Origin of the sequence: Polaribacter sp. Z014, assembly GCF_023555435.1 — a bacterium.
In the GTDB taxonomy this organism is placed as follows: Bacteria; Bacteroidota; Bacteroidia; order Flavobacteriales; family Flavobacteriaceae; genus Polaribacter.
In genome coordinates this window covers 177,984-203,029 of the sequence record NZ_JALCZP010000001.1, presented here as the reverse complement: position 1 = coordinate 203,029, position 25,046 = coordinate 177,984, and the positions used below count along the sequence as shown (strand labels likewise).

Genomic DNA, 25,046 nt, shown 5'->3' with positions numbered 1-25,046 from the left:
GTGGTATAAATATAATTTAATTATTTTCTATAAAAGTTCATTTCATCAACATATTCCCAAACCTCTTTAGATAAGAGAGGTTGTACGTTTTTTTGATTTTTTATTCCGTTTCTAATCGCAGTAGAAGAAATCTGTACAATGGGTGCTTCTACTTTATGAATTTTAGGGTGATTTTTAAATTGATGCTCTACTTTTCCTTCAGCAATTCTTGGGTATACATAAATGTGATGATGCTCCAAAATAGTTTCATAATTTTTCCATTTATGCAGACTTTTTAAATTGTCTTCACCCATAATTAAACAGAATTCTTTATCTGGATAATTTTCAGAAATATGAGCTAATGTATGAACAGTATAGTTGGGTTGTGGTAATTTAAACTCAATATTAGAAGGTTTAATCTTCGGGTAATTTTCTGTTGCTCTATAAGCCATTTCAAAACGATGATGATTGTCTAGTAAAGAGCTTTTCTTCTTAAAGGGATTATGTGGCGTTACAACCATCCAAATTTCATCTAAATCTGCATATTCTACCATGTGATTGGCAATAATTAAATGCCCTATATGGATTGGGTTAAATGTACCAAAATATAAACCTATTTTCATTTCTATGCTTTTCGCCTTTAGTTTAACTCTAAAAAATCACTCATTAAATCTTCTGCTTCTTGTAAAGCATCTTCTAAAATGTAATTCTTTATAATTTTATCAAACTGTGGTGCGGTTGCTAATTCTACAGAAGCTTTTGCAATACGCATGTTTATTTTATCTTCACTTTCTGTAGAACGTTTTTTTAAACGAATTTTTAACTCATCTACACTTGGTGGTTTTACAAAAACAGACAATGTTTCGTTTGGGTATTTCTTTTTAATACGTAAGCCTCCAACTACATCAATATCAAAAATAACATGTTTTTTTAACGCCCAAATGCGCTCAACTTCACTTTTTAAAGTGCCGTAAAAGTTATCTCTGTATACTTCTTCCCATTCTAAAAATTCATCAGCCTTAATTTTATCCTTAAATTCTCTTAGGTTGATGAAATAATAATCCTCTCCGTCTTTTTCTTCACCTCTAGGTTCTCTAGAAGTAGCAGAAATAGAAAATTCTAAATTAAATCTTTCTTGCTTTAATAAATGGCGTACAATAGTTGTTTTTCCTGAACCAGAAGGTGCCGAAAAGACGAATAATTTTCCTTTAAAATCTGACATAAATTTTTAGTTTTTGTCATGCTGAACTTGTTTCAGCATCTTATCGTTAGAATATTGTAGAGAGCTACATGGTTTTTAAAACCTTGCAGAAAACCTTACAATACGTTTAAAATTTGCTCTTTAATTTGCTCTAATTCGTTTTTCATTTGAATTACTGCTTTTTGCATCGGGGCAAAATTAGCTTTAGAACCAGTAGTGTTTATTTCTCTACCCATTTCTTGCACTATAAAGCCTAATTTTTTACCATTAGAATCTTCAGACTCCATGGTTTGTAAGAAATAATCTAAATGATTAGCCAAACGAACTTTTTCTTCATTAATATCTAATTTTTCTAGATAATAAATCAATTCTTGTTCAAAACGATTTTCATCAGTATCTACTTTTAAATCGTCTATAGCCTTTTTTAAACGTGTTCTTACGTTTTCTACTCTATCACCATCAAAAGCTTTTACTTCTTCTAAATATTTTTTGATATTGGCAATTCTTTCTTTAAAATCTATTTCTAAAGAAGCAGCTTCATCAATTCTATATTGTACAATATCTTTAATAGCAATATCTACACTTTCGTTGATAAGATTCCACTCGTTTTCATCTAATTCTTCACGTTCTGTTTTTAAAGCATCAGGCATTCTTAAGGCCATTTTTAACAACTCAACATCATCAGAAGTACCAGTTTGTACAACATTTCTTAGTTGTTGCATGTATTCTTTTACAACTCCGTGATTAATAGTAGTAGAAGTTTCATCTGCAGTCATTTCTACAAAAATTGAAAAATCTACTTTACCACGAACTAAAGCACTAGCCAATTTTTTACGAACTGCCAATTCTTTTTCTTTGTAGTAAGAAGGAATACGAACGTTTAAATCGAGATTTTTACTGTTTAAAGATTTAATTTCTATGGTTACTTTTTTTGTAGGTAATTGTAATACAGACTTACCATAACCAGTCATAGATTGAATCATAAAAGGTACATTTTATTTGAAAGGCAAATATAGTTTTTATTTAGCAGAATTTTCTACTTGCTTGGTTACTAAATACACGCCAGAAAAGATAAGTAATGTAGCACTAATTTTTACAAAGTTTAAAGAGTCGCTACCCACAATTAATGCAAAAATAGTTGCAATTACTGGTTGTAAATAAATAAAAACACTTACAGTTGTTGGTTTTAATTTTGATAAACCATATAAGTTGAAAAGATAGGTGATGCAAGAGGTAAAGACAACCACATAGCCAATATTCCAATATATGTTTGTAGGCATTTCTTGCCATTTGACAGCAGTTAATTCGTTGTAACCAAAAGGAATTGTAAAAATTAGTCCAAATAAGTATAACCATTTTACCAGAACTATTGGATGGTATTTTGCAGTTAAATTTTTAGAAATCACTAAATATAGTCCATAAGAAGCAGCATTTACAAATACTAAAAAATTACCCCAATTGCTGTTAGTGGCATTTGTGTCTGATGAATTACCATACGTAATTAGTAAAACGGTACCTATTAAACCGATGATAACTCCTACAATTCTTTGTTTACCAATTGCTTTTCGTATTAATATACTAGAGAAAATTAGCACCAAAATAGGAGAGGTAACCATCATTACAGAAGCGCTAATAGGAGTAGTTAGGCTTAATCCTTTAAAAAAGGAAAGCATATTTAAACCAACTCCAAAAAAGGAAGCCAAAAGTATTTTTAGATAATCTTCTTTTTCTATTTTTTGTGAGGTAATAAACAAGCCAAGAATCCAGAAAATAGTAGTTGCTCCAAGAACTCTTATTAAAATAAAACCAAATGGTTTTACATAGATGGGCATTACTTTTTTGGCAATCGTATAATTAAGTCCGTAAATTAATGTAGCTATAGAAACAGCAATTAATGCTAATGTTCTTTGATTTATTTTCAATATTAAAATTCTAAAATGAGCAAGCAAAGTTGAGGATAAATTTTAATTTATAGCACAAAAAAAGAGTTTCAAATTTTTTTGAAACTCTTTTAAAGTTGGTTGGTTGATTTTGAAATTAATCCACTAAAGGTGGTATTCTTAAAACTTGACCAGGATAAATTTTATCTGGATGCGATAACATAGGTTTGTTAGCTTCAAAAATTACAGGGTATTTCATTGCGTTACCATAATAAGTTTTTGCAATTTTACCTAAAGTATCTCCGCTTTCTACAGTGTGAAATTGAGCCATTGCAGCCTCTTCAATAACTTCTACTTCTGCAACAGTTAAATTGTCTTCTACAGATGCAACACCATTGGTGTTACCTACTACTAAAACTACTTTTTCTTTGGTAGCTAAATCTGCAGTTTCTCCCCAAAGTTTTACAGCATCATCTTCTACTTCAATAGATAAGTCTGTAACCTCTAAATCTAAAGCCGCAATAGCGTTTCTTAATTGGCCAGATTTGTCAGCATTTTCTTCCTCTGTAGTTTTTCCAATACCGAAAACTTTTGCTCCAGCATTTTTAATGAATGAAAAAATTCCCATTTTTTTAAATGTTTTTGTTAAAATTTTAATTTTTTGTACTGATGCAAGATACAAATTTTAGACAATTGTTTTACTTTTGTTTCCAAAAAAATATCAAAATGATTATTCATTACCTACAAGAAAAGAATTCTATACTTAATAAGTTCATCGCTGAAATTAGAGATGTAAATATTCAAAAAGACTCCCTTCGTTTTAGAAGAAATATTGAGAGGATAGGTGAAGTTCTGGGGTATGAATTAAGTAAAAACCTTTCTTATGCAGATGTGTCTGTTAAAACTCCTTTAGGTGAAGAAATAGTGCAACTATCTAATAATGATGTTGTTCTGTGTTCAATTTTAAGAGCAGGTTTACCTCTGCATCAAGGGCTATTAAACTATTTTGATGATGCAGAAAATGCTTTTATCTCTGCGTATCGTCGTCATCCAAATAACGATGCAGAATTCGAAATTGTGGTAGAATATTTTGCAGCACCATCTGTAGAAAATAAAACATTATTATTAGCAGACCCAATGTTGGCAACAGGTCAATCTTTAGTTTCTGTTTATGAGGCAATAAAAAAACAAGGAATCCCCAAAGAAATTCATATTGTAGTGGTGATTGCTTCTAAAGAAGGAATAGAATTTATTAAAGATAAATTTCCGGAAAACACCCATTTATGGATCGCTGCTATTGATGATAAACTAAATAGTAAAGGGTATATAGTTCCTGGTTTAGGAGATGCAGGCGATTTAGCTTTTGGATCTAAATTATGATAAGAAAAAAGTTAGAATTGTTCCTATTAATAACAATACTGCTAAAATATTTTTAACCATCATTTTTTCAATAACTTCAAATCCGTTTGCAATAATTATGGATGTTGGAACCAATAAAAAAATAATTTCCGATCCATCCTTTTTAGGTATAAGTAAAGCAAAAACTACCGCAATAATTGAGTTTATAATTAAAAGAATCCAACTCTTTTTAAAAGAATTGTTTACAGATAATGCTTTCGGAGATTTTAAGAAAATAGCACATATAGTTAATAAAAGAATCGTTCCAGAAATCCAAATAGTGCTATCTTTTGCATAAATAAGTACGTTATTTATTTTATTAAAAATAAATAATTGATGAGATTCTTCGATAGAATCGTTCCAAAATAAGTATGCAAAATAGATTATTAAGGGAGAAATAAACCCAAAAATTGGAGTTAATAAAGTGTGAAATGAAACTTTTTTCCGCAATAAAATAGCAGCATAAATTAAGAAGATAAAAACCAAGGTAAAGGGTTCTAGAATAAAAAGAACACCCAACCAAAAACCACTGTCAAATAATTTCTGAATTACCTTTTTAGGAGAACGTAAACTATATATTTTTCTTAAAAAAAGAAGGTAAATTATTAGCATTATAAAGGTTTTAAGCTCAAGTAGCTTAGGAATAAAAAGTATGGTTGCTAATACATAAATGAAGAAAGCATAAGAATGATCAAAAGTTAGTTTGTTTTTTGAAATAATAAAATTAAAAAAGAAAAAAACAATCAAAAAAAGCAATAAAAAAGAGAGGTTTTCTAGTGCACTTAACCAAGTAAAAGCGTCTGTAAAAAAGCTAGAAAAAATAGTAATTAAAAAGAAGCAAAAAAACAGCCCTAAATAGCTTATAAAATTGATTGGTTTAGATTTCTCTAAAAAATTGGCTAGCATGGTTTCTTTTGTTATTTTTGCAGCGTAAAGATAATTAAGTTATGATAGCAAGCAATATTTTTAGACTGATTGGTAGTTTATTTACTGATTTTTTATTCCTACCTTTTAACTGGTTACGCACAAGTGTAGCACAAGCAGATTTAGGTTGGTGGATTTCTAATGCAGTAAACTGGGGTTTTCTAGTAGTTTTATTATGCTTATTAGCATATTGGATGAAAGAATCTCTTAAGTTTAAGAGAGAAGGAACAGAAGATAAAGCTTAAAATAATAACTTGGGAAGCAAAAACAAACTAAAACGTTTCAAAGAAAATGAAACGTTTAAAAATGTCATTCAGCCAACTAGAGAAGAAGTTGTAACAGAATTCTCTTATAAAGGTAAATGGCATTCTTTTTTTGGTAACAACAATCCTATTGTTGTAGAGTTAGGGTGTGGTAAAGGAGAATATACCATTGCTTTGGCTAGAAAAAATCCGAATAAAAATTATATTGGTATCGATATTAAAGGCGCTCGCTTTTGGAGAGGCGCAAAAACTGCAATAGAAGAAAATCTAGATAATGTAGCTTTTGTAAGAACTCAAATAGAGTTGGTCGATTTTATTTTTGCAGAAAATGAAGTTTCAGAAATTTGGATTACGTTCCCAGATCCTCAAATAAAATTTCAGCGTACAAAACATAGGATGACTAATGCTAGTTTTATGAAAAAATACCATCATATTCTTAATGAAGATGGTATCATGAATCTAAAAACAGATTCAGAATTTATGCATGGTTATACTTTAGGTTTATTGCATGGAGAAGGCCATGAAATTTTATATGCAAACCATACTGTGTATAAAAATGAAGGCGCGCCAAAAGAAGTTACAGAAACTCAAACTTTTTACGAAAAGCAATATTTAGAAGTAGATAAATCTATTACCTACATAAAATTTAGATTAAAGTATTAGGTTACGCATGCTGTCATTCCGAAAATGAGCCTTTTCGGCGATTGAGGAATCTCATTGCAGCATAATTGTTAATGTTCGTTTTCAACTCCGTGAATGGCTGTTTTACTCCGTGAAACTCTGTGTAATAACTTTGCACCACAGTCATCAGTGATAATCCGTGAAATCTGTGTCTTTTTTTTGAAGCCTCCGAGTATCTCTTTGTTATCTCTGCGAAACTCCGTGTAATAATGCTATCTTCACAATGTGAAAGAATCCGATAATTTTTTTGATAAAGTTTACAAAGTCGCTCGACTAATTCCGTATGGTAGAGTTACCAGTTATGGCGCAATTGCCACGTATTTAGGAGCAGCAAGATCTGCAAGAATGGTAGGTTGGGCTATGAATAAAGCACATAATTTAGAAGATATTCCTGCACATAGAGTAGTAAATAGAAAAGGATTACTTACAGGTAAGCATCATTTTGATGGTACAAACCTAATGCAACAATTACTAGAAAATGAAGGAATTATGGTTGTAGAAAATCAAATTCAAGACTTAGAAAAAGTGTTTTGGAATCCTATAGAAGAATTGTCTTAGTTTTTCTAAACCTATCTAAGATTTATCAATAATTACAAAACCATTGGTGCAATTTGTGTATATAATATCCAACTATCAAAACATAAATAATCACAATCTACAAACTTTCTATTCTAATCAGTAAAACGTATATTTGCAAGTAAGATTAAATAAAAATAAAGTGAGTTTTAAGAAACAAGATATATACAAGGCATTAGAAACAATTACAGCTCCCGGAGAAGGTAAAAGTTTAATAGAAAACAACAATGTAACAAATGTAGTTACTTTTGGAAATGATGTTGAAATAGATGTTACCATTAGTAACCCTACTTTACAAGCAAAAAAGAAGATTGAAACGGAGATTGCCAAGGCAATTAAAACCCATGTTGGAGAAGAAATTAATGTAAAAATACATTTAAAAGTAGAAAAGCCTGTAGCAAAAGTAAATCCAAACCAAATTAAAGGAAAAGCAATTCCTAATATTAAAAATATTATTGCAATTGCATCTGGTAAAGGAGGCGTTGGTAAATCTACAATAACATCAAATACAGCAATTTCTTTAGCAAAAATGGGCTTTAACGTTGGGGTTTTAGATGCCGATGTTTACGGGCCATCACAACACATCATGTTCGATGTAGAAAAAGCAAAACCACTTTCTGTACAAGTAGATGGCCGTTCTAAAATGAAACCCGTAGAAAACTACGGAGTAAAATTATTGTCTTTAGGTTTTTTTACAAATCCAAATCAAGCAGTAATTTGGAGAGGGCCAATGGCATCAAAAGCATTAAATCAATTAATTTTTGATGCAGATTGGGGAGAATTAGATTTTTTATTAATCGATTTACCTCCAGGAACAGGAGACGTACATTTATCAATAGTACAAGCCTTACCAATTAATGGAGCAGTTGTGGTAAGTACACCGCAAAACATCGCATTAGCAGATGCTAAAAAAGGTGTAGCAATGTTTCAACAAGAAAATATTAACGTACCTGTTTTAGGAATCATAGAAAATATGGCATATTTTACACCAGAAGAATTGCCAGATAATAAATATTATATATTTGGTAAAGACGGAGCAAAAAATTTAGCAACAGATATTAATACCAAGTTTTTAGGAGAAATTCCTTTAGTGCAAAGTATTCGTGAATCTGGAGACGTTGGGCATCCGGTAGCTTTACAAAACGGAACTGTTTTAGAAAAAGCTTTTAATGATATTACCAAAGAAATGGTTTCAGAATTATTAAAAAGAAATGCAGATTTACCGCCAACAGAAGTAGTTAGAATTACAACCATGAGTGGTTGTAGCACAAAATAAATTTGATTTTATGACAGCACAAGAAACATTAAATAATGTTGAAAAAGCATTAGATGAAATTCGTCCTTTTTTAATAAGCGACGGAGGTAATATCAAACTACTTTCTATAGAAGAATCTATAGTAAGAGTACAATTAGAAGGTGCTTGTACAGGATGTTCTGTAAATCAAATGACCTTAAAAAACGGGGTAGAAGCAACTATTAAAAAGTATGCGCCACAAATTATTGAAGTGATAAATGTAGCGTAAACTGATAAAAATCAGTTTTTAAACATTTGTAAAAATATAATTTTGGGCGTTACCTAAAAAGGTCGGGCTTTTCGCACTCGCTTTTTTTACTCGAAAAAAGTAAAAAAGAGCTCAAACAGGTGCTTCAATCCCTAACGCGCTCATCAGCATAAAAAATAAATAGCGTTATAAAGAACCAAGTAATTTGCTTAAATAAGCAGAATGCTTGGTTTTTTAAAATGATAAAATTAAAGAAACAAAAAGTGATTACAACAGATATCTTAATTATTGGTGCTGGTCCAACAGGATTATTCACCGTTTTCGAAGCAGGTTTATTAAAATTACGTTGTCATTTAATAGATGCATTGCCACAAGCAGGCGGACAATGTTCTGAAATTTATCCGAAGAAACCTATTTATGATATTCCTGCATATCCAGAAATTTTAGCGGGCGATTTAACCTACAAACTAATGGAACAAATTAAACAATTTGAACCAGGTTTTACACTAGGAGAGCGCGCAGAAACCATAGACAAGCAAGAAGATGGTTCTTTTATTGTAACTACCAATAAAGGTACAAAACATCAGGCTAAAATAGTAGCTATTGCTGGTGGTTTAGGTTCTTTTGAGCCAAGGAAACCGCCAATTCCTAATATTACAGATTTCGAAGACAAAGGAGTAGAATACATTATTAGAGATCCAGAATTTTACAGAAATAAAAAAGTAGTTATTTCTGGTGGTGGAGATTCTGCCTTAGATTGGTCTATATTTTTAACAGATGTAGCTTCTTCAGTAACATTAATACATAGAAGAAACGAATTTAGAGGGGCTTTAGATTCTGTAGAAAAAGTACAAGAATTAAAAGACGCTGGTAAAATTACCATGATTACGCCTGCAGAAGTTAAAGGAATTGTGGGTACAGATAAAGTAACCGGAGTTTCGGTTGTTAAAAAAGGAGAGGAACCTTTTATCGTGGAAACAGATCATTTTATTCCTCTTTTTGGTTTATCACCAAAACTAGGTCCAATTGCAAATTGGGGATTAGAAATAGAAAAAAATGCTATTAAAGTTGATAATTCTTTAGATTATCAAACTAACATTCCAGGAATTTATGCCATTGGAGATGTAAATATCTATCCAGGAAAATTAAAGTTGATTTTATGTGGTTTTCATGAGGCAACCTTAATGTGTCAAAGTGCGTATCAAAGAATTTATCCAGATAAAAAATATGTAATGAAGTACACAACCGTGGGTGGTGTAGAAGGTTTTGATGGAACTAAAAAAGAAGCGCCAAAAGCCGTTATAAAAAAGATAGAGTAATCAATGTATCATTCTAAACTTGTTAGAATCTCATTTTATAAATAACTAAATCAGCCCCTTTAGGTTTCAAAAACCAGAAGGGGTTTTTTAGTATTCTTTTTATCTTAGTTAATAGGAGTAAAATAGTAATGATAACAAAATTGCACTCTATTTTATTTGATTGTTAATATTTTTTAAAATTTATGTAACAAAATACCTTTTTAGGTTACTAATAGGTAAACTCAGTAATTTTTAATGCTATATTTTTTATCAATTAAAGGTTAAAATCAATTTATAAAAGCACATTTATAAAAGTTGATTTTCATAAAATTGAGTTTCTCTTTATATTGGTGGAATAACGTGGTTATTCAGTCATTTTTTTTTATATTTAATCTCTTTTAAAACGAACACCTATGATGGAATGGTTTCAGGAATTAACTGCTTTTCAAAAAACGTATTGGATAATTACAAGTATTTCTACCTTTATGTTTTTGTTGGTCTTAATAACTACAATATTTGGTGCAGATACAGATGATATTGGCGATGTAGATGCAGAGATTGATGCAGATACCGGTGCAGGATTTCAATTTTTTACCTTGAAAAACTTAGTCGCATTTTTTACTATTTTCGGATGGAGTGGAATTTCAAGTATCGATGCCGGAAATTCAAAACCTACCACTATTATTATTTCACTTCTTTGTGGTTTAGCAATGATGTTTGTAATGGCAGCAATGTTTTATTACATCAGTAAATTAACCTCTAGCGGAACTTTAAAAATGAAAAATGCTTTAAATGCTATTGGAGAAGTGTATTTAACCGTGGGGGCAAATAGGTCTAAAATTGGAAAAGTACAAGTAAAAGTACAAGGAGCTTTAAGAGAATTAGAAGCTTTAACAGATTATAATGAAGACTTAAAACAAGGAAATGTTATAAAAGTAATTGAAGTAACAAACAATGGAATATTAATAATAGAACCTCAAAAATAAATAAAAAATACTATGCAAAATTTTATAACATTACAAATTGAATCCTTTGGTGCATTGCCAGTAATTGCTTTTGCTATTTTAGCAATTATAATTGTGTTTGTCACTTTGGTAAAACGATATAAAAGATGTCCTTCAGACAGAATTTTGGTGGTTTATGGAAAAGTTGGAGGAGGAGAATCTGCCAAATGTATTCATGGTGGTGCTGCATTTATTTTTCCTGTAATTCAAGATTATCAATTTTTAGATTTAACACCAATTTCTATAGAAGTAAATTTGGTAAACGCCCTTTCTAAGCAAAACATTCGTGTAAATGTACCTTCTAGATTTACTATTGGGGTTTCTACAGAGCCAGGAATTATGCAAAATGCTGCAGAAAGATTGTTAGGTTTAGACCAAGATAGCATTCAAGATCTAGCTCAAGAAATTATATTTGGTCAGTTACGTTTGGTGGTAGCTTCAATGGATATTGAAGAAATTAATAATGACAGAGATAAGTTTTTGACGAATATTTCTCAATCTGTAGAAACTGAGTTAAAGAAAGTAGGTTTAAAATTAATCAACGTAAATATTACAGATATTGTTGATGAATCTGGTTATATAGAAGCACTTGGTAAAGAAGCTGCAGCACACGCAATTAACGCAGCACGTAAATCTGTAGCAGAAAAAAATAGAGATGGTTCTATTGGAGAAGCAAATGCAGTACAAGATGAAAGAACGCAGGTTGCAGCAGCAAATGCACAAGCAGTAGCTGGAGAAAATACCGCAAAAATTAATGTAGCCAATTCAGATTCTTTAAGAAGACAAAGAGAGGCGGAAGCGGAGCGTACAGCAATTGCATCAGAAAAAGTACAAACAGCAAACGCATTAAAAGAGTCTTATGCGGCAGAGCAAGAAGCAGAAGTTGCAAGAGCAGAAAGAGAACGTTCTTCTCAATTAGCAGATATTATTGTACCTGCAGAAATAGATAAACGTAAAGTAGAAATAGATGCAGAAGCAAGAGCAGAAAATATTAGAAGAATTGCAAAAGGAGAAGCGGATGCAATTTTGTTTAAAGCACAAGCAGAAGCGCAAGGTTTATTTGAAGTTTTAACAAAACAAGCACAAGGTTTAGATCAAATAGTAAAAGCGGCAGGAAATGATTCTCAAAATGCTGCATTGTTATTAATTGCAGATAAATTACCAGAATTGGTAAAAATACAAGCAGAAGCTATTAAAAATATTAAGATTGATAAAGTAACTGTTTGGGAAAATGGAGGGGGTGCAGATGGTAAGACATCAACGTCTAACTTTATTTCTGGTATGTATAAAGCAGTGCCACCATTACAAGAAATGTTTAATATGGCTGGTATGGAGTTGCCAAGTTATTTAAAAGGAAAAGATATTTCTGCTGAAGATGTTAAAGAAATTGTAGAGGCAGCCGAGGTTATTGAACCTAAAGAAGATTTACCGTCTAAAAAATAAGTGTTCTAATAAACGAGCATATTCTATTTATATAATTTTTATAAAACCATCATTCATTTATTTTGAATGGTGGTTTTTCTTTGTTTGATAACAATTTGTTTTCCTTTTATTGGTTTTAAAGTACTGCATATTAAATAATTATTAAATTGAATATGACGGTATATGATATAATTTTTGTTTGTTGTAGATTGCAAGTCTAAATCAAATATTTCCTCAACAATGAAAGCTTGTCCAAAGTGTAAATCTAAATCAAACCATAGAATGAAGAGAGGTGCATTTATAAGATTAATACCAGGTACAAAAGCTTATGCTTGCGATAAGTGTAATACAGAGTATACTTGGTTTTCTTTTATCAATCGTTCTTTTAAAATATAAAAATACCCTTACAATAATAACATTGTGAGGGTTTTTTATGAACTGTTATGTAAATTAAATAGTACTTTTATTTACAGGAAGCAGTAAATAAATTAGTAGGAGTAAAGTTTTTTTTAATTAATTTATACTAGTAAAAGTATAAAAAATAGATGCATTAACAAATATAGAGCATATAAATTAGTTAATTTAGAGTAGCTTTAATGTGTTGTAAATATCTATATTTCAATATTCTAACTCTAAACTATAAATTATGAAAGCTTGTCCAAGATGTAATTCTGTGTCTAGGCATAGAGAAAAAAGAAAATTTATTATTAGGTTAATACCAGGAACTAAGACATATGGTTGTAATAATTGCTATACGTATTATACTTGGTTTTCTTTTATCAATCGTTCTTTAAGAGTGTAAAAAAAAGCCTCACTTTTTATAAAAGTGAGGCTTTTTGGTTTCTTATGTTTTGTTTACTTTACTTAAACAATCTAAATATATCGTTTCCGTTAGCGAAAAGTAATAAGGCTATTAATAAAATAAAGCCTGTTACTTGTGCATATTCTAAAAATTTATCTCCTGGCTTTTTTCCTGTAATCATTTCCCAAAGGGTAAAAACTACGTGTCCACCATCTAAAGCTGGTATTGGTAAAAGGTTCATAAAACCTAACATAATAGATAAGAATGCTGTAATGTTCCAGAAGGTTTCTGCGCTCCATTCAGAAGGGAAAATACTTCCTATAGAAATAAAACCACCTAAACCTTTATAAGCTCCTGTGCTTGGGTTAAAAATTTTCTTTAATTGTTTTATGTAGTCTGTAAGTGTTTTTACAGATTTGTTCCATCCTGCAGGAATTGCTTCTGCAAAAGAATACTCAATATTAGCTAACTTGTAATAACCTAGTCGTTCTAAATCTTTAGAAGGTAATTGGCCTAAACTAAGGCCTAATTTTCCTTCATTAGTAACTTTTACGGCTACGTCTTTTGTTTCTGATCCTCTTTTTACAGTTAATTTTATATCTTGATTTTTAAATTTATCTAAAGGAGCTTTAGCTTCATCAAAATATTTTATTGCATCTCCGTTAATAGAAACAACAATATCATTTGGTTTTAAATCAGAATTTATATTAGGTGAATCTGCAGAAACAGCACCAATAACAAAGGGATATCTAGGGAGTACAATTAACCCAGCATCTTTACCTCTATCTACTAGTTGAGAGATGAAATCTTCAGGAATTACTTTGTCAATAATTTTCCCATTTCTTTCTATTTGAAAATTATTTCCGTTTACAAAGCCTAAAGTTAATTCATTAAACTTTTTAATTTTTTCACCATCAATCGTCAATACTTTATCTCCGGTTTGTAAACCTAGATTTATTGCCAAAGAATCTTGTACCCAAACTCCGTCTGTTACGTTTTCATTTGGTAGAAATTTTTCTCCGTAGGTATACATTAACATAATGTAAATAAATATCCCTAATACAAAATTCACAAAAACTCCACCTAGCATAATTATTAAACGTTGCCATGCAGGTTTAGATCGGAATTCCCAAGGTTGTGGCGGTAAAGCCATCTGTTCGGTATCCATACTTTCATCTATCATACCAGATATTTTTACATATCCACCTAAAGGAATCCAGCCAATACCATAAACGGTATCACCAATTTTTTTCTTAAAGATTGAGAATTTATAATCGAAGAATAAGTAGAATTTTTCTACTCTCGTTTTAAACAATTTTGCAGGTATAAAGTGCCCTAGCTCGTGCAATACAATCAATAAAGATAAACTTAAAATAAATTGCGATGCTTTTATTAATATTTCCATTCAGTGTTAAATCATAATTAAAATAGTGGCAAATGTACGTTTTTAAAGAGAGTTGCAAAAGAACAAATTGAGCTACCTTTTTATTTTAACAAAGATTTTGGGTAGTATTTACTTTTATTAGCTTTTCTAAGGGGTTTTTAAGTCGTAAATTTGTACTTATAAAATTATTTTATGGAGTTCAAATTCTTTAAAAAATCGTTGCCAACTCTTATTTTTTTAGTAGTTTTTTCGGCAATTTCACTTCCCGTATTTTATCATTTACTAAAGGTTGATAATCGCCTTAAAATTTATAATCCTGTAGATGTAAACCCGAGGTTGGTAGATGAAAGTATGTTGCATATTCAAAAAAATCACACCGTCGCAGATTTTAAATTGATCAACCAAAATGGAAAAACCATTACAAATGATGATTATAAAGATAAAATTTACATAGCAGATTTCTTTTTTACCCGTTGCCAAACTATTTGTATTGCCATGGCTTATAATATGAGTGAGTTGCAGGAATATTATAAAAATGATACGGATATTATGTTTTTGTCTCATTCTGTAACCCCAGTAATTGATAGCGTTTCAGTATTAAGAGCCTATGCAGATAGAAAAGGTGTTATAGATGGAAAATGGAATGTTACTACAGGACCTAAAAAACATATTTATGAGCTTGCCAGAAAAAGTTATTTCGCTGTAACAGATGAAGGTACTGGAGACGAAAATGATTTTATACATACAGAGCAATTTGTTTTGGTGGATAAAGAAAGACGTATTAGAGGATATTACGATGGTACAGAGAAAAAAGACATGGAAAAGCTAAAAAAAGATATTGTTTTGTTAAAAGAGGAATATGCTTCCAAATAACTTGTTTAGAATGATTCTAAATGAGTATATTTGCCTTCCAAATAAAATTCATTGAGCACAATAGCCACATTACGTAAGGGAGAGATAGGATATATTTCTGAAGAGTCTTTAGATTTTATTCCTTTAAAGTTGTTAGAAATGGGCTGTCTACCTGGGGCAGAGGTTCAGTTGGTTCAAATAGCGCCTTTAAAGGATCCTATATATATATGTGTAAATGGAAGCCATTTGGCAATAAGAAAAGAAACAGCTGCTAAAATTCGAATACTTAAAGTCCATTTATAATGTCTAAAAACGATATAAAAGTTGCTTTAATAGGGAACCCAAACACTGGGAAAACCTCTCTTTTTAACCAACTTACAGGTTTAAACCAAAAAGTTGGTAATTATCCTGGAATTACGGTTGATAAAAAAGAAGGTATTAGTAAATTATCTGCTACACAAAATGCTATTATAACAGATTTACCTGGTACTTACAGCATAAACCCTACTTCTATGGACGAAAGTATTGTTTTAAAAACACTACTTAAAAAGGATATAAAAGAATCTCCAGATGTTATATTGGTGGTTGCAGATGTAGAAAATTTAAAAAGAAACTTACTGCTTTTCTCTCAAATTAAAGATTTAGAAATTCCAACGGTTTTGGCAATCAATATGGTTGACCAAATGAACAGAAAAGGAATTACTATTGATTTATCATTATTAAAAAAGGAGTTAAATACAGAAGTCGTTTTAATAAGTGCCAGAAAAAATGAAGGTATAAATGATGTAAAAGCAGCAATTATTCGATGTCATGTTGCAGCAAAAGCATCTCCTTTATGTGGTATTAATCATCAGATTGATCCAGATTATTTTGATAAGTTAAAAGAAATTAGCCCTAATTATTCTTTGTATGAATTATGGTTGATGGTAACACAGAATAATTACCCAGACACTATTTCATCAGAAGAAAAACAAAAGCTGCTTAGTTTTAAAAAGGATGTTTCTAAGTTAAAGAAATATCAACATAAAGAAACCATATATCGTTATCAAGAAATTAATAAAATTCTTAAAAAGACCTATATAGTTGATAAAACAAAAGCCAAAGACCTACGTGGTAGATTAGATAGAGTTTTTACACATAAATTTTTTGGGTACTTTTTCTTTGTGTTCTTATTGTTGGTGATTTTTCAATCTGTTTTCGATTGGGCTTCGGTACCAATGGATTTTATAGATACTACTTTTGCTAAAGTAGCCGATTTTACAAAAAGTAATTTACCCCCCGGAGTGCTTACAGATTTGTTAACAGAAGGAATTATTCCAGGTATAGGTGGGGTATTAATCTTTATTCCACAAATTGCTATTTTGTTTCTATTTATTTCGGTATTAGAAGAAACTGGGTATATGAGCCGCGTAGTATTTTTAATGGATAAAATTATGCGACGTTTTGGTATGAACGGTAAAAGTGTAATTCCATTAATTTCTGGTACCGCTTGTGCTATTCCTGCAATTATGGCAACTAGAACAATTGCTAGTTGGAAAGAGCGCTTAATAACCATTTTAGTAGTGCCTTTTACTACCTGTTCTGCACGTTTACCAATTTATGCAATTTTAATTTCGTTGATAATTCCTAGTAAAAAAATATTTGGATTTTTAAATTTACAAGGTTTAGTGCTCTTGTCATTATATGCTTTGGGGTTTGCAACGGCAGTGATAGCTGCGTATATTTTACATAAAACATTAAAGATAAAAACGAAGTCTTTTTTTGTGGTAGAGATGCCTAATTACAAGTTGCCTTCAGTAAAAAATGTATTTTTTGAAGTGGTAGAAAAAACAAAATCATTTGTTTTTGAAGCAGGAAAAATCATTTTAGCCTTGTCTATTGTCTTATGGTTTTTAGCATCTAACGGACCAAGTTCTTTTGATGATGCCGAAAAAAATACTATTGAAAAAGTGGCGAATCAAAATTTATCAGACCAAGAGTTACAACAAAAAGTAGCTTCTGCAAGATTAGAAAGTTCTTATATTGGTATTTTAGGGAAAACAATTGAACCGGCAATTAGACCATTAGGGTATGATTGGAAAATAGGAATTGCTCTAATAACATCTTTTGCTGCCAGAGAAGTTTTTGTAGGTACTTTAGCTACTATTTATAGTGTAGAAGCAGATGATGAAAATACATCTACGATTAAAGAAAAGATGAGGTCTGAAATAAATCCAGATACTGGAGAAAAAAGATTTAATTTTCCTGTAGGAATGTCTTTAATGGTTTTTTATGCCTTTGCAATGCAATGTATGGCAACTTTAGCCATTGTTAAACGTGAAACCAAGTCTTGGAAATGGCCGTTAATTCAGTTGTTTGGTATGGGCTTTTTAGCTTATATGGCTTCGTTTATAACCTATCAAATTTTAAGTTAATGCAAGAAATTATAGCATACATATTAGTTGTAGTAGCCGTTGCTTTTTTGGTGAGAAAATATATTTTCCCTTCTAAGAAAAAGAAAGGGTGTAGTTCGGGTTGTGGTTGTTAAAAATTCTTTAACACAAAATTAGGATTTTCACTGTGTAAGGTTTTTTATTTTTGATGACTGATTTTTAAATCATATCTTAAAATATAAAAATGAAGAAAACAATTTTATCCTTTGCCGTTTTTGCAATCACCATTATTTCAGCAAAAAACACTTTCGCTCAAAAATTCCCAAGATTAGACGTAAGTCCTATGGATGCTGCTTCCTATCCATCTGATTGGAGAAATTCTGATAAACTAGTAAAAGTAATTTATAGTAGACCACAATTAAAAGGAAGAGAATTGTCTTCTTTAGCGGCGGTTTCTGATAAAGGTGTGTGGAGAACAGGTGCTAATGAAGCTTCTGAAATTACTTTTTTTAAAGATGTTTTATTTGGTGGGAAAAAAGTAAAAGCGGGTACCTATACTTTATTTACAATTCCTTCAGAAAAAGAATGGACTTTTATTTTAAGTGCTGTTAGAAATGTTTGGGGTCATTATACGTATGATAAGAAAGATGATGTTCTTAGAGTATCTGGTAAAGTTTCTGAAGCAGAAAAACCTATTGAGTCTTTTTCAATTGTTTTTAATGAAAATAAGGATGATTTGGTTACTATGTATTTAGGTTGGGGAAATACAGTGGTTTCTGTGCCTTTACAAGAAGTAGTTTTAGAAGCGCAAGGAAAATAAGAATTCTTTTTAGAACCTTAATCATTGGTGGTTTAGAGTTTTTGTTTAGCTATGTAGAGTTTTAAATATATTATATTAAAAAGCTTCAAATTTTTCACTATCTAAATACAGATGGTAAAAAATTTGAAGTTTTTTCAATTACTTGTAATATAGTCTCTTTACTTGCCCATTGGAATCACTATAATTCCAGAGAATTTTTCTTGAAATTTCACTATATCTTTATCTGCTTCTAACTTTGTTTTATAATTACCCACATGTACTTTCCAATCGGGTGCTTTATACACTAGTTTAGAGAAGTTTTCTGGAAACTCTACTTTAAAACGAGCTATAATGCTTCTTGCTTTAGATTCATTTCCATTATAAAGTTGAATTCTATAACCAAATCCGTAGGTACTATTAAAACTTCTTTTTTTAGAAATTATACTTTTAATTTCTGCAGTTTCATTTGTTTTATTCTGAGAGAAAGAAGTGTAACTTGTTGTTAATAAAACAATCAAAAACGAGAGTACTGTAAATTTACTTTTCATGCCTAATTTAATTTTGTACAAAAATAACGACTAGTTTAGGAATAAATTAGTGAAACCTCTTATTTAGAATAATTATAAATTAAGTTTAACATTCTTTTAGCTTTTCAAACTTTAGGAAGAAGTAGTACTTTTGTCAAACGGAAAAAAATGACTTTTATCATTTTATATTAGATATTTTTAAACAAAGTTTAAATATGAAAAGTGTAGAATTGCACAATAGACTAACCACATTACTTTTAAAAAGTATTACTTTTCTCCTAATTTTTGCATTTAGCGTGTCTGCTTATTCTCAAGATATAGATGAAGCTCGTCAAAAAGAAGGAAAAAAATTATTTAAATCTTTATGTGCTTCTTGTCACAAGTTAGATAAGAAATTAGTAGGCCCTGCTTTAGGTGGTGTTGAAGAAAGAAGAGAGAATGATTGGTTAAAATCTTGGATTAAAAATAATGCCGAGTTTAGAGCTTCAGGAGATAAAGATGCAAATGCAATCTTTGATGAGTACAAAGGTGCTGCAATGACTGCTTTTCCTCAATTATCAGATCAAAATATAGATGACCTTTTATATTACACCACGGTAGGTGAGTTAAAAAAGGTAGAAGCTGTTGCGAGTGCTACTGCTAATACTTCTACTGCAGCTGCTCCGGGTTGGTTAATATACATATTAGCAGGTGCAATTATTGTTGCTTTTTTAATGATTGCTAGTTTGTTAAAACAGGTAAGTGAATTAAAAGGGAATACTGTACCAGGAGAAGATTCTAATCTTAAAAGAGATTTACATGAACTTTGGGCAGGTTTAAAACAAAATACATTCTTAAAAGTGTTATCAACCATATTTTTATTATTGGTTGGCGCATATTTGTTTTTCGGAACCTTATTTAAAGTAGGTGTAGATGAAGGATATCAACCAATACAGCCAATTGCATTTTCTCACAAAATACATGCGGGAGATAATAAAATAGATTGTCAATATTGTCATTCATCAGCTAAACATAGTAAAACATCTGGTATTCCATCTGTTAATGTTTGTATGAATTGTCATAAAAATATTTCTGAAGTTGCAGATGATACTGTTGTAGAATTAGAAGATGGACTTGTTCTTGGAAAAGAAGAGTTAGATCTTGAGATTGCAAAAGTATACAAAGCTGCTGGTTGGGATGCTGATAATTTAGAGTATACAGGTGAAACGGCTCCTATTAAATGGGTAAGAGTTCATAATTTACCAGATTTTGTTTACTACAATCACTCACAACACGTTACGGTTGCAGGGGTAGCATGTCAAAAATGTCATGGTCCTGTAGAAGAAATGGAAGAAGTATATCAATACTCTCCATTAACAATGGGTTGGTGTATCGATTGTCATAAACAAACTAAAGTGGATTTAAAAGGTAATGATTATTACAAAAAAATTCATGAAGATTTGGCAAAGAAATACAACGTAGATCAGGTTACCATTTCACAATTGGGTGGTAAAGAGTGTGGTAAATGTCACTACTAATCAAAAAGAATTAAAAATTAAAAGATTAAGAGACTGAATGTTTTTTTAGTTTTCAATCTTTCAATCATTAAATAAAAAGTATAAATGGCTTCAGACAAAAAATACTGGCAAAGTGTTGAGGAACTTAAAGGTAGTTCTATTGTTGAAACGTTAAGTAAAAACGAATTTGTAGAAGAACTTCCTACAGATGAGTTTTTAGGTGATAAAGAAACTTTAGAGAATTCTTCTACTTCGCGTAGAGACTTTTTAAAATATGTTGGTTTTACTACAGCTGCTGCTTCTTTAGCCGCTTGTGAAGGACCGGTTAGAAAGGCTATTCCTTATGTTGTAAAACCAGACGATATAACTCTTGGAGTTGCAGATTGGTATGCAACATCTATGGCAGATGGATACGATTTTGCAAATGTGTTGGTTAAAACACGTGAAGGTCGTCCTATTCAAATAATGCCAAATAAAGAAGCAAACGGAACAACTAGTGCAAGAGTGCAAGCTGCTGTTCTTTCTTTATATGATGAAAAATTACGTTTAAAAGAACCTCAAGATAAAGAGTCTTTCTTAACTTGGGCAGATGCTGATGCTAAAATTGGTGCAAAATTAAACGAATTAAAAGAAGCAAATAAACCTGTTGTGTTATTAACAGGTACAATGGCTAGTCCATCTACAGATAAAATTATTGAAGGATTTATTGCTGAAAATCCAAATGTAAAACATGTGGTTTACGATGCAGTTTCAGAATCTGGAGCGGCAGATGCTTTTATGGCAATGTACGGTAGACGTGTATTACCAAATTATCATTTAGAAAATGCAAAAACAATTGTTTCTTTTGGAGCAGATTTTCTTGGAGATTTCCACGGAGGTTTAGAAAAGCAATACATTGCTGGTAGAAAACCAGAAAAAGGATTTATGTCTTACCATGTACAGGTAGAAAGTAATATGTCTTTAACAGGTGCTAATTCTGATAAAAGAGTGGTTGTAAAACCTTCTGATCAGGTATTTGCATTGTTAAATTTATACAACGCTATTACAGGAGCTAACGTTTCTTCTAAAGCAACTTCTATAGATGCAAAAATTAAAGTACTTGCTTCAGATTTAAAGAAAGCGGGTTCTAAAGGTGTTGTGTTAACAGGTTTAAATGATAAAAATGCACAACTAATTGCTTTGGCAATTAACAAAGCATTAAATAGTGAAATTATTGATACAACAAATACGCTAAACATCCGTAAAGGAAATGATGCGGAAGTTGCTCAATTAGTTTCAGATATGAAAGCTGGTAAAATTGCAGGTTTAATAGCTTACAATGTAGATCCAATTTATTCATTATCAAACGCAGCAGATTTCTCTGAGGGATTAGAGAAATTAGAAATTTCAGTTGCATTGTCTACAGAAAATAGTAGTACAGCGGCTGCTATGGATTTTGCATTGCCAATGGCACACTTTTTAGAATCTTGGGGAGATACTCAATTCGATGAAGTAACGTATGGTTTAATGCAACCAACAATTCAACCATTATTTAATACACGTCAGTTTCAAGATACGTTATTAAAATGGTCTGGAGATACTACAAAATATTACGATTATTTAAAAACGTATGCTACTACCAATGTTTTAGGTGGAAGCTCTTGGAATAAAGCTTTACATAACGGTTTCTTTACAAAAGAAGCAGTTGTTTCTGAGGCTACTTTAGCTGAAGTATCTATTTCTGATGCTGCATCTAAACTTTCTAGTGCTGCTAAACAAGCTGCTGGTTTTGAATTAAACTTATATACTAAAACGGGTTTAGGAGACGGTAAACAAGCAAACAATCCTTGGTTACAAGAATTTCCAGATCCTATTACAAGAGCTTCTTGGGATAATTACTTAATGATGTCTATGGCAGATGCCAGAGAATTAGGTTTTTCTAATCCTATAAAAGATAATGGAGCTATCAATGGAGATTATGCCAAAGTAACTGTTAATGGTGTTGATGTTGTTGTTCCGGTTATGGTGCAACCTGGTCAGGCTGTTGGTTCTGTAGGTTTAGCTTTAGGTTATGGTAAAACTTTTGGTTTAAAAGAAGAAATGCAAGTTGGTGTTAATGCTTATCCATTATATGCTAACGGAAACAATATACAATACGGAGTTACTATAGAAAAAGTATCTGGGACACATAAATTTGCTTGTACACAAGTACAAAAAACAATTGCTGGTCGTCATGATATCTTAAAAGTGGCTTCTTTAAAAGAGGTAGTAAGTAGTGCAGATCCAAAAGAGTCTTGGAACAAACCTGCTTTTGTATCTTATGATCATAAAGAAGTTGAAGCAAATACCATAGATTTATGGGATGAGCATAATAGAGAATTAGGACATCATTTTAATTTATCTATAGATTTATCATCTTGTACTGGTTGTGGTGCGTGTGTAGTTGCTTGTCATGTAGAGAACAATGTACCTGTAGTAGGGAAAAGAGAAGTAAGAGTTGGTAGAGATATGCATTGGTTGCGTATCGATAGATACTATTCTTCTGAAATTGCAACTCGAGAGGAAGCAAAAGCGCAGGGCTTAAGTGGAGGAGACTTGTATAAAGCTATAGAAACTGAAGCAGAAAATCCAGAGGTTACTTTTCAACCAATGATGTGTCAGCACTGTAATCATGCTCCTTGTGAGACGGTTTGTCCAGTTGCAGCAACTTCTCATGGTCGTCAAGGGCAAAACCAAATGGCATATAACAGATGTGTGGGTACAAGATATTGTGCAAACAACTGTCCGTATAGAGTTCGTCGTTTTAATTGGTTTCAATATCCAAATAACAATGAATTTGATTTCAATATGAATAATGACTACGGTAAAATGGTGTTAAACCCAGATGTTGTGGTTCGTTCTAGAGGAGTTATGGAAAAATGTTCTATGTGTATTCAAATGACACAAGCAACTATTCTAAAAGCGAAGAAAGAAGGAAGAGCTGTAAATACTGATGAGTTTGAAACAGCGTGTTCATCAGCTTGTACAACTGGAGCTATGGTTTTTGGAGATGTTAACAATAAGGAAGATGAAGTTGCTGCTTTAGCTGCAGATGACAGATCTTACCATGTGTTAGATTACCTACAGACCAAACCGAATGTAGTATATCAAGTAAAAGTTAGAAATACAAACGAAGCGTAAGAAAATTTAAAATTCAAAGTTTAAAATCTTTGAAAGTTTAAAAACTATAAATAAACTAAGTAATAAAAATATGTCTCATTACGAAGCACCCATAAGGGAACCTTTAGTATTAGGTGATAAAAGTTATCACGATATTACAGAAGACATTGCAAAGCCTATTGAAGGAGCTGCAAATAAAAACTGGTACATCGCGTTTTATATTTCTTTAGCAGGTATGCTATGGGGATTTGGATGTATTTTTTACACCGTAGGAACCGGTATTGGAGTTTGGGGATTGAACAAGAACATTGGATGGGCTTGGGATATTACAAACTTTGTATGGTGGGTTGGTATCGGTCACGCAGGAACATTAATTTCTGCAGTACTTTTACTATTCCGTCAAAAATGGAGAATGGCAATTAATCGTTCTGCAGAAGCAATGACAATTTTCGCCGTTTTTCAGGCAGGATTGTTTCCTATTATTCACATGGGTAGACCATGGAATGGGTATTGGGTATTGCCAATGCCGAATCAATTTGGTTCGTTGTGGGTAAACTTTAACTCACCATTATTATGGGATGTTTTTGCTATATCAACGTATTTATCTGTATCGTTAGTTTTCTGGTGGACAGGTTTATTACCAGATTTTGCAATGATTAGAGATAGAGCTGTGAAGCCTTTTCAAAAGAAAATATATGCTTTGTTATCTTTCGGTTGGTCCGGTAGAGCAAAAGATTGGCAACGTTTTGAAGAAGTATCTTTGGTTCTTGCCGGTTTAGCAACACCATTAGTACTTTCTGTACACACAATTGTATCTATGGATTTTGCTACTTCTATTAACCCAGGATGGCACTCAACTATTTTTCCTCCTTATTTCGTAGCAGGAGCAATCTTTTCTGGATTTGCAATGGTACAAACGTTATTAGGAATTATGAGAAAGGTTACGAATTTAGAAGACTACATTACACGTATGCATATTGAATATATGAATATGGTAATTATCTTAACAGGTGGTATAGTCGCTGTAGCGTATGCAACAGAGTTCTTTATTGCTTGGTATACAGGTTCACCTTACGAAAATTATACATATTTATCTGTAGGTGCAGCAACTGGTCCTTATGCTTGGGCATTCTGGTCGCTGATTATATTTAATATTATTACGCCTCAGTTACTTTGGATTAAGAAATTTAGAAGAAGTTTTATAATTACTTTTATTATTTCTATCGCGATTAATATTGGTATGTGGTTTGAACGTTTCGATATTATTGCAATTGTATTAAGTAAAGGTCATTTACCATCTACATGGTGGCGTTTTGAACCTACGTTTGTAGATGTTGGTATTTTTGTAGGAACAATAGGATTCTTTGGTGTATTATTCTTATTATATGCAAGAACATTCCCAGTTATTGCACAAGCGGAAGTAAAAACAATTTTAAAATCTTCTGGTGAATTTTACAAGAAGAGAAGAGAACAAGGTATACCAACTAAGCCAGCTATTAATGTAGCAAACGTAGCAGGTACAACTGATAAATCTAATAAAGAATAATT

General features: G+C 31.4%; 25 protein-coding genes. 17 read left to right on the top strand and 8 right to left on the bottom strand.

The genetic code is table 11. The features are described from left to right. Window positions 1-20: 20 nt before the first annotated feature. The 5 genes from nadD to lysM form a co-directional block, all read right to left on the bottom strand. Complete coding sequence (gene nadD, locus MPF19_RS00940; RefSeq protein ID WP_249986412.1) at window positions 21-602, bottom strand: nicotinate (nicotinamide) nucleotide adenylyltransferase; 582 nt, start codon at window positions 600-602, stop codon at window positions 21-23. A 17-nt stretch (window positions 603-619) separates the two neighbouring features. Beyond that, on the bottom strand, window positions 620-1,201 hold the full coding sequence (gene gmk, locus MPF19_RS00935; protein WP_203393383.1) for a guanylate kinase: 582 nt from the start codon (window positions 1,199-1,201) through the stop codon (window positions 620-622). A 95-nt stretch (window positions 1,202-1,296) separates the two neighbouring features. Continuing rightward, window positions 1,297-2,163, bottom strand: a complete 867-nt coding sequence (locus tag MPF19_RS00930; RefSeq protein ID WP_249986411.1) for a YicC/YloC family endoribonuclease — start codon at window positions 2,161-2,163, stop codon at window positions 1,297-1,299. 36 nt (window positions 2,164-2,199) lie between these two features. Beyond that, on the bottom strand, window positions 2,200-3,096 hold the full coding sequence (locus MPF19_RS00925) for a DMT family transporter (protein WP_249986799.1): 897 nt from the start codon (window positions 3,094-3,096) through the stop codon (window positions 2,200-2,202). 121 nt (window positions 3,097-3,217) lie between these two features. Next, window positions 3,218-3,688 carry a peptidoglycan-binding protein LysM gene (gene lysM / locus MPF19_RS00920; protein WP_203393382.1) on the bottom strand — a complete coding sequence of 157 codons (471 nt, stop codon included), beginning with the start codon at window positions 3,686-3,688 and terminating at the stop codon, window positions 3,218-3,220. Between the two features lie 98 nt (window positions 3,689-3,786). On the opposite strand from lysM, the gene upp reads away from it, so the two are divergent. Further along, entirely contained in the window at window positions 3,787-4,440 is a 654-nt protein-coding gene (gene upp / locus MPF19_RS00915) for a uracil phosphoribosyltransferase (RefSeq protein ID WP_203393381.1), read from the top strand. On the opposite strand, the gene MPF19_RS00910 is transcribed toward upp, so the two are convergent. Next, window positions 4,435-5,364, bottom strand: coding sequence for a DUF6427 family protein (locus MPF19_RS00910; protein ID WP_249986410.1), 930 nt, complete (start codon window positions 5,362-5,364; stop codon window positions 4,435-4,437). The genes upp and MPF19_RS00910 overlap by 6 nt on opposite strands. Before the next feature lie 41 nt (window positions 5,365-5,405). Between MPF19_RS00910 and MPF19_RS00905 the strand changes: the two genes are divergently transcribed. The 8 genes from MPF19_RS00905 (at window position 5,406) to MPF19_RS00870 (ending at window position 12,149) form a co-directional block, all read left to right on the top strand. Beyond that, window positions 5,406-5,627 (top strand): DUF6341 family protein, encoded by a 222-nt coding sequence (locus MPF19_RS00905; RefSeq protein WP_203393379.1) that lies wholly within the window; start codon window positions 5,406-5,408, stop codon window positions 5,625-5,627. 9 nt (window positions 5,628-5,636) lie between these two features. Continuing rightward, a complete protein-coding gene (trmB, locus tag MPF19_RS00900) occupies window positions 5,637-6,308 on the top strand; it encodes a tRNA (guanosine(46)-N7)-methyltransferase TrmB (RefSeq protein WP_249986409.1) in 672 nt (223 codons plus the stop codon). Window positions 6,309-6,551: 243 nt separating this feature from the next. Then, entirely contained in the window at window positions 6,552-6,884 is a 333-nt protein-coding gene (locus tag MPF19_RS00895) for an MGMT family protein (protein WP_249986408.1), read from the top strand. Between the two features lie 160 nt (window positions 6,885-7,044). After that, entirely contained in the window at window positions 7,045-8,178 is a 1,134-nt protein-coding gene (locus MPF19_RS00890; RefSeq protein WP_249986407.1) for an Mrp/NBP35 family ATP-binding protein, read from the top strand. 10 nt (window positions 8,179-8,188) lie between these two features. Then, window positions 8,189-8,425, top strand: a complete 237-nt coding sequence (locus MPF19_RS00885; RefSeq protein WP_203393375.1) for a NifU family protein — start codon at window positions 8,189-8,191, stop codon at window positions 8,423-8,425. 242 nt (window positions 8,426-8,667) lie between these two features. After that, entirely contained in the window at window positions 8,668-9,723 is a 1,056-nt protein-coding gene (locus MPF19_RS00880; protein ID WP_203393450.1) for an NAD(P)/FAD-dependent oxidoreductase, read from the top strand. Between the two features lie 392 nt (window positions 9,724-10,115). Next, a complete protein-coding gene (locus MPF19_RS00875; RefSeq protein ID WP_203393374.1) occupies window positions 10,116-10,688 on the top strand; it encodes a hypothetical protein in 573 nt (190 codons plus the stop codon). Window positions 10,689-10,700: 12 nt separating this feature from the next. Beyond that, window positions 10,701-12,149 (top strand): flotillin family protein, encoded by a 1,449-nt coding sequence (locus MPF19_RS00870; RefSeq protein ID WP_249986406.1) that lies wholly within the window; start codon window positions 10,701-10,703, stop codon window positions 12,147-12,149. Window positions 12,150-12,988: 839 nt separating this feature from the next. On the opposite strand, the gene rseP is transcribed toward MPF19_RS00870, so the two are convergent. Next, window positions 12,989-14,335 (bottom strand): RIP metalloprotease RseP, encoded by a 1,347-nt coding sequence (gene rseP, locus MPF19_RS00865; RefSeq protein WP_249986405.1) that lies wholly within the window; start codon window positions 14,333-14,335, stop codon window positions 12,989-12,991. Window positions 14,336-14,506: 171 nt separating this feature from the next. On the opposite strand from rseP, the gene MPF19_RS00860 reads away from it, so the two are divergent. From MPF19_RS00860 to MPF19_RS00840, 5 genes are all read left to right on the top strand, one after another. Further along, window positions 14,507-15,187 (top strand): SCO family protein, encoded by a 681-nt coding sequence (locus MPF19_RS00860; protein WP_249986404.1) that lies wholly within the window; start codon window positions 14,507-14,509, stop codon window positions 15,185-15,187. 51 nt (window positions 15,188-15,238) lie between these two features. After that, complete coding sequence (locus tag MPF19_RS00855) at window positions 15,239-15,469, top strand: FeoA family protein (RefSeq protein WP_203393370.1); 231 nt, start codon at window positions 15,239-15,241, stop codon at window positions 15,467-15,469. Further along, window positions 15,469-17,580 (top strand): ferrous iron transport protein B, encoded by a 2,112-nt coding sequence (feoB, locus tag MPF19_RS00850; RefSeq protein WP_249986403.1) that lies wholly within the window; start codon window positions 15,469-15,471, stop codon window positions 17,578-17,580. Before MPF19_RS00855 ends, feoB begins: the two co-directional genes overlap by 1 nt. Next, window positions 17,580-17,693 (top strand): FeoB-associated Cys-rich membrane protein, encoded by a 114-nt coding sequence (locus MPF19_RS00845; RefSeq protein ID WP_203393368.1) that lies wholly within the window; start codon window positions 17,580-17,582, stop codon window positions 17,691-17,693. The genes feoB and MPF19_RS00845 overlap by 1 nt, the downstream gene beginning before the upstream one ends. An 89-nt stretch (window positions 17,694-17,782) precedes the next feature. Next, window positions 17,783-18,358, top strand: a complete 576-nt coding sequence (locus MPF19_RS00840; protein ID WP_249986402.1) for a DUF2911 domain-containing protein — start codon at window positions 17,783-17,785, stop codon at window positions 18,356-18,358. Window positions 18,359-18,516: 158 nt separating this feature from the next. Here the strand turns inward: MPF19_RS00840 and MPF19_RS00835 are convergent, their stop codons facing one another. After that, window positions 18,517-18,885: an SPOR domain-containing protein gene (locus tag MPF19_RS00835; protein WP_203393366.1), complete on the bottom strand. Its 369-nt coding sequence runs from the start codon at window positions 18,883-18,885 to the stop codon at window positions 18,517-18,519. A gap of 194 nt (window positions 18,886-19,079) precedes the next feature. Here MPF19_RS00835 and MPF19_RS00830 point away from each other — a divergent pair, with 194 nt between their 5' ends. From MPF19_RS00830 to nrfD, 3 genes are all read left to right on the top strand, one after another. Next, entirely contained in the window at window positions 19,080-20,381 is a 1,302-nt protein-coding gene (locus MPF19_RS00830; protein WP_203393365.1) for a c-type cytochrome, read from the top strand. An 84-nt stretch (window positions 20,382-20,465) separates the two neighbouring features. Continuing rightward, window positions 20,466-23,519, top strand: coding sequence for a TAT-variant-translocated molybdopterin oxidoreductase (locus tag MPF19_RS00825; RefSeq protein ID WP_249986401.1), 3,054 nt, complete (start codon window positions 20,466-20,468; stop codon window positions 23,517-23,519). Window positions 23,520-23,589: 70 nt separating this feature from the next. Beyond that, complete coding sequence (gene nrfD, locus MPF19_RS00820; RefSeq protein WP_249986400.1) at window positions 23,590-25,044, top strand: NrfD/PsrC family molybdoenzyme membrane anchor subunit; 1,455 nt, start codon at window positions 23,590-23,592, stop codon at window positions 25,042-25,044. Window positions 25,045-25,046: the final 2 nt, after the last annotated feature.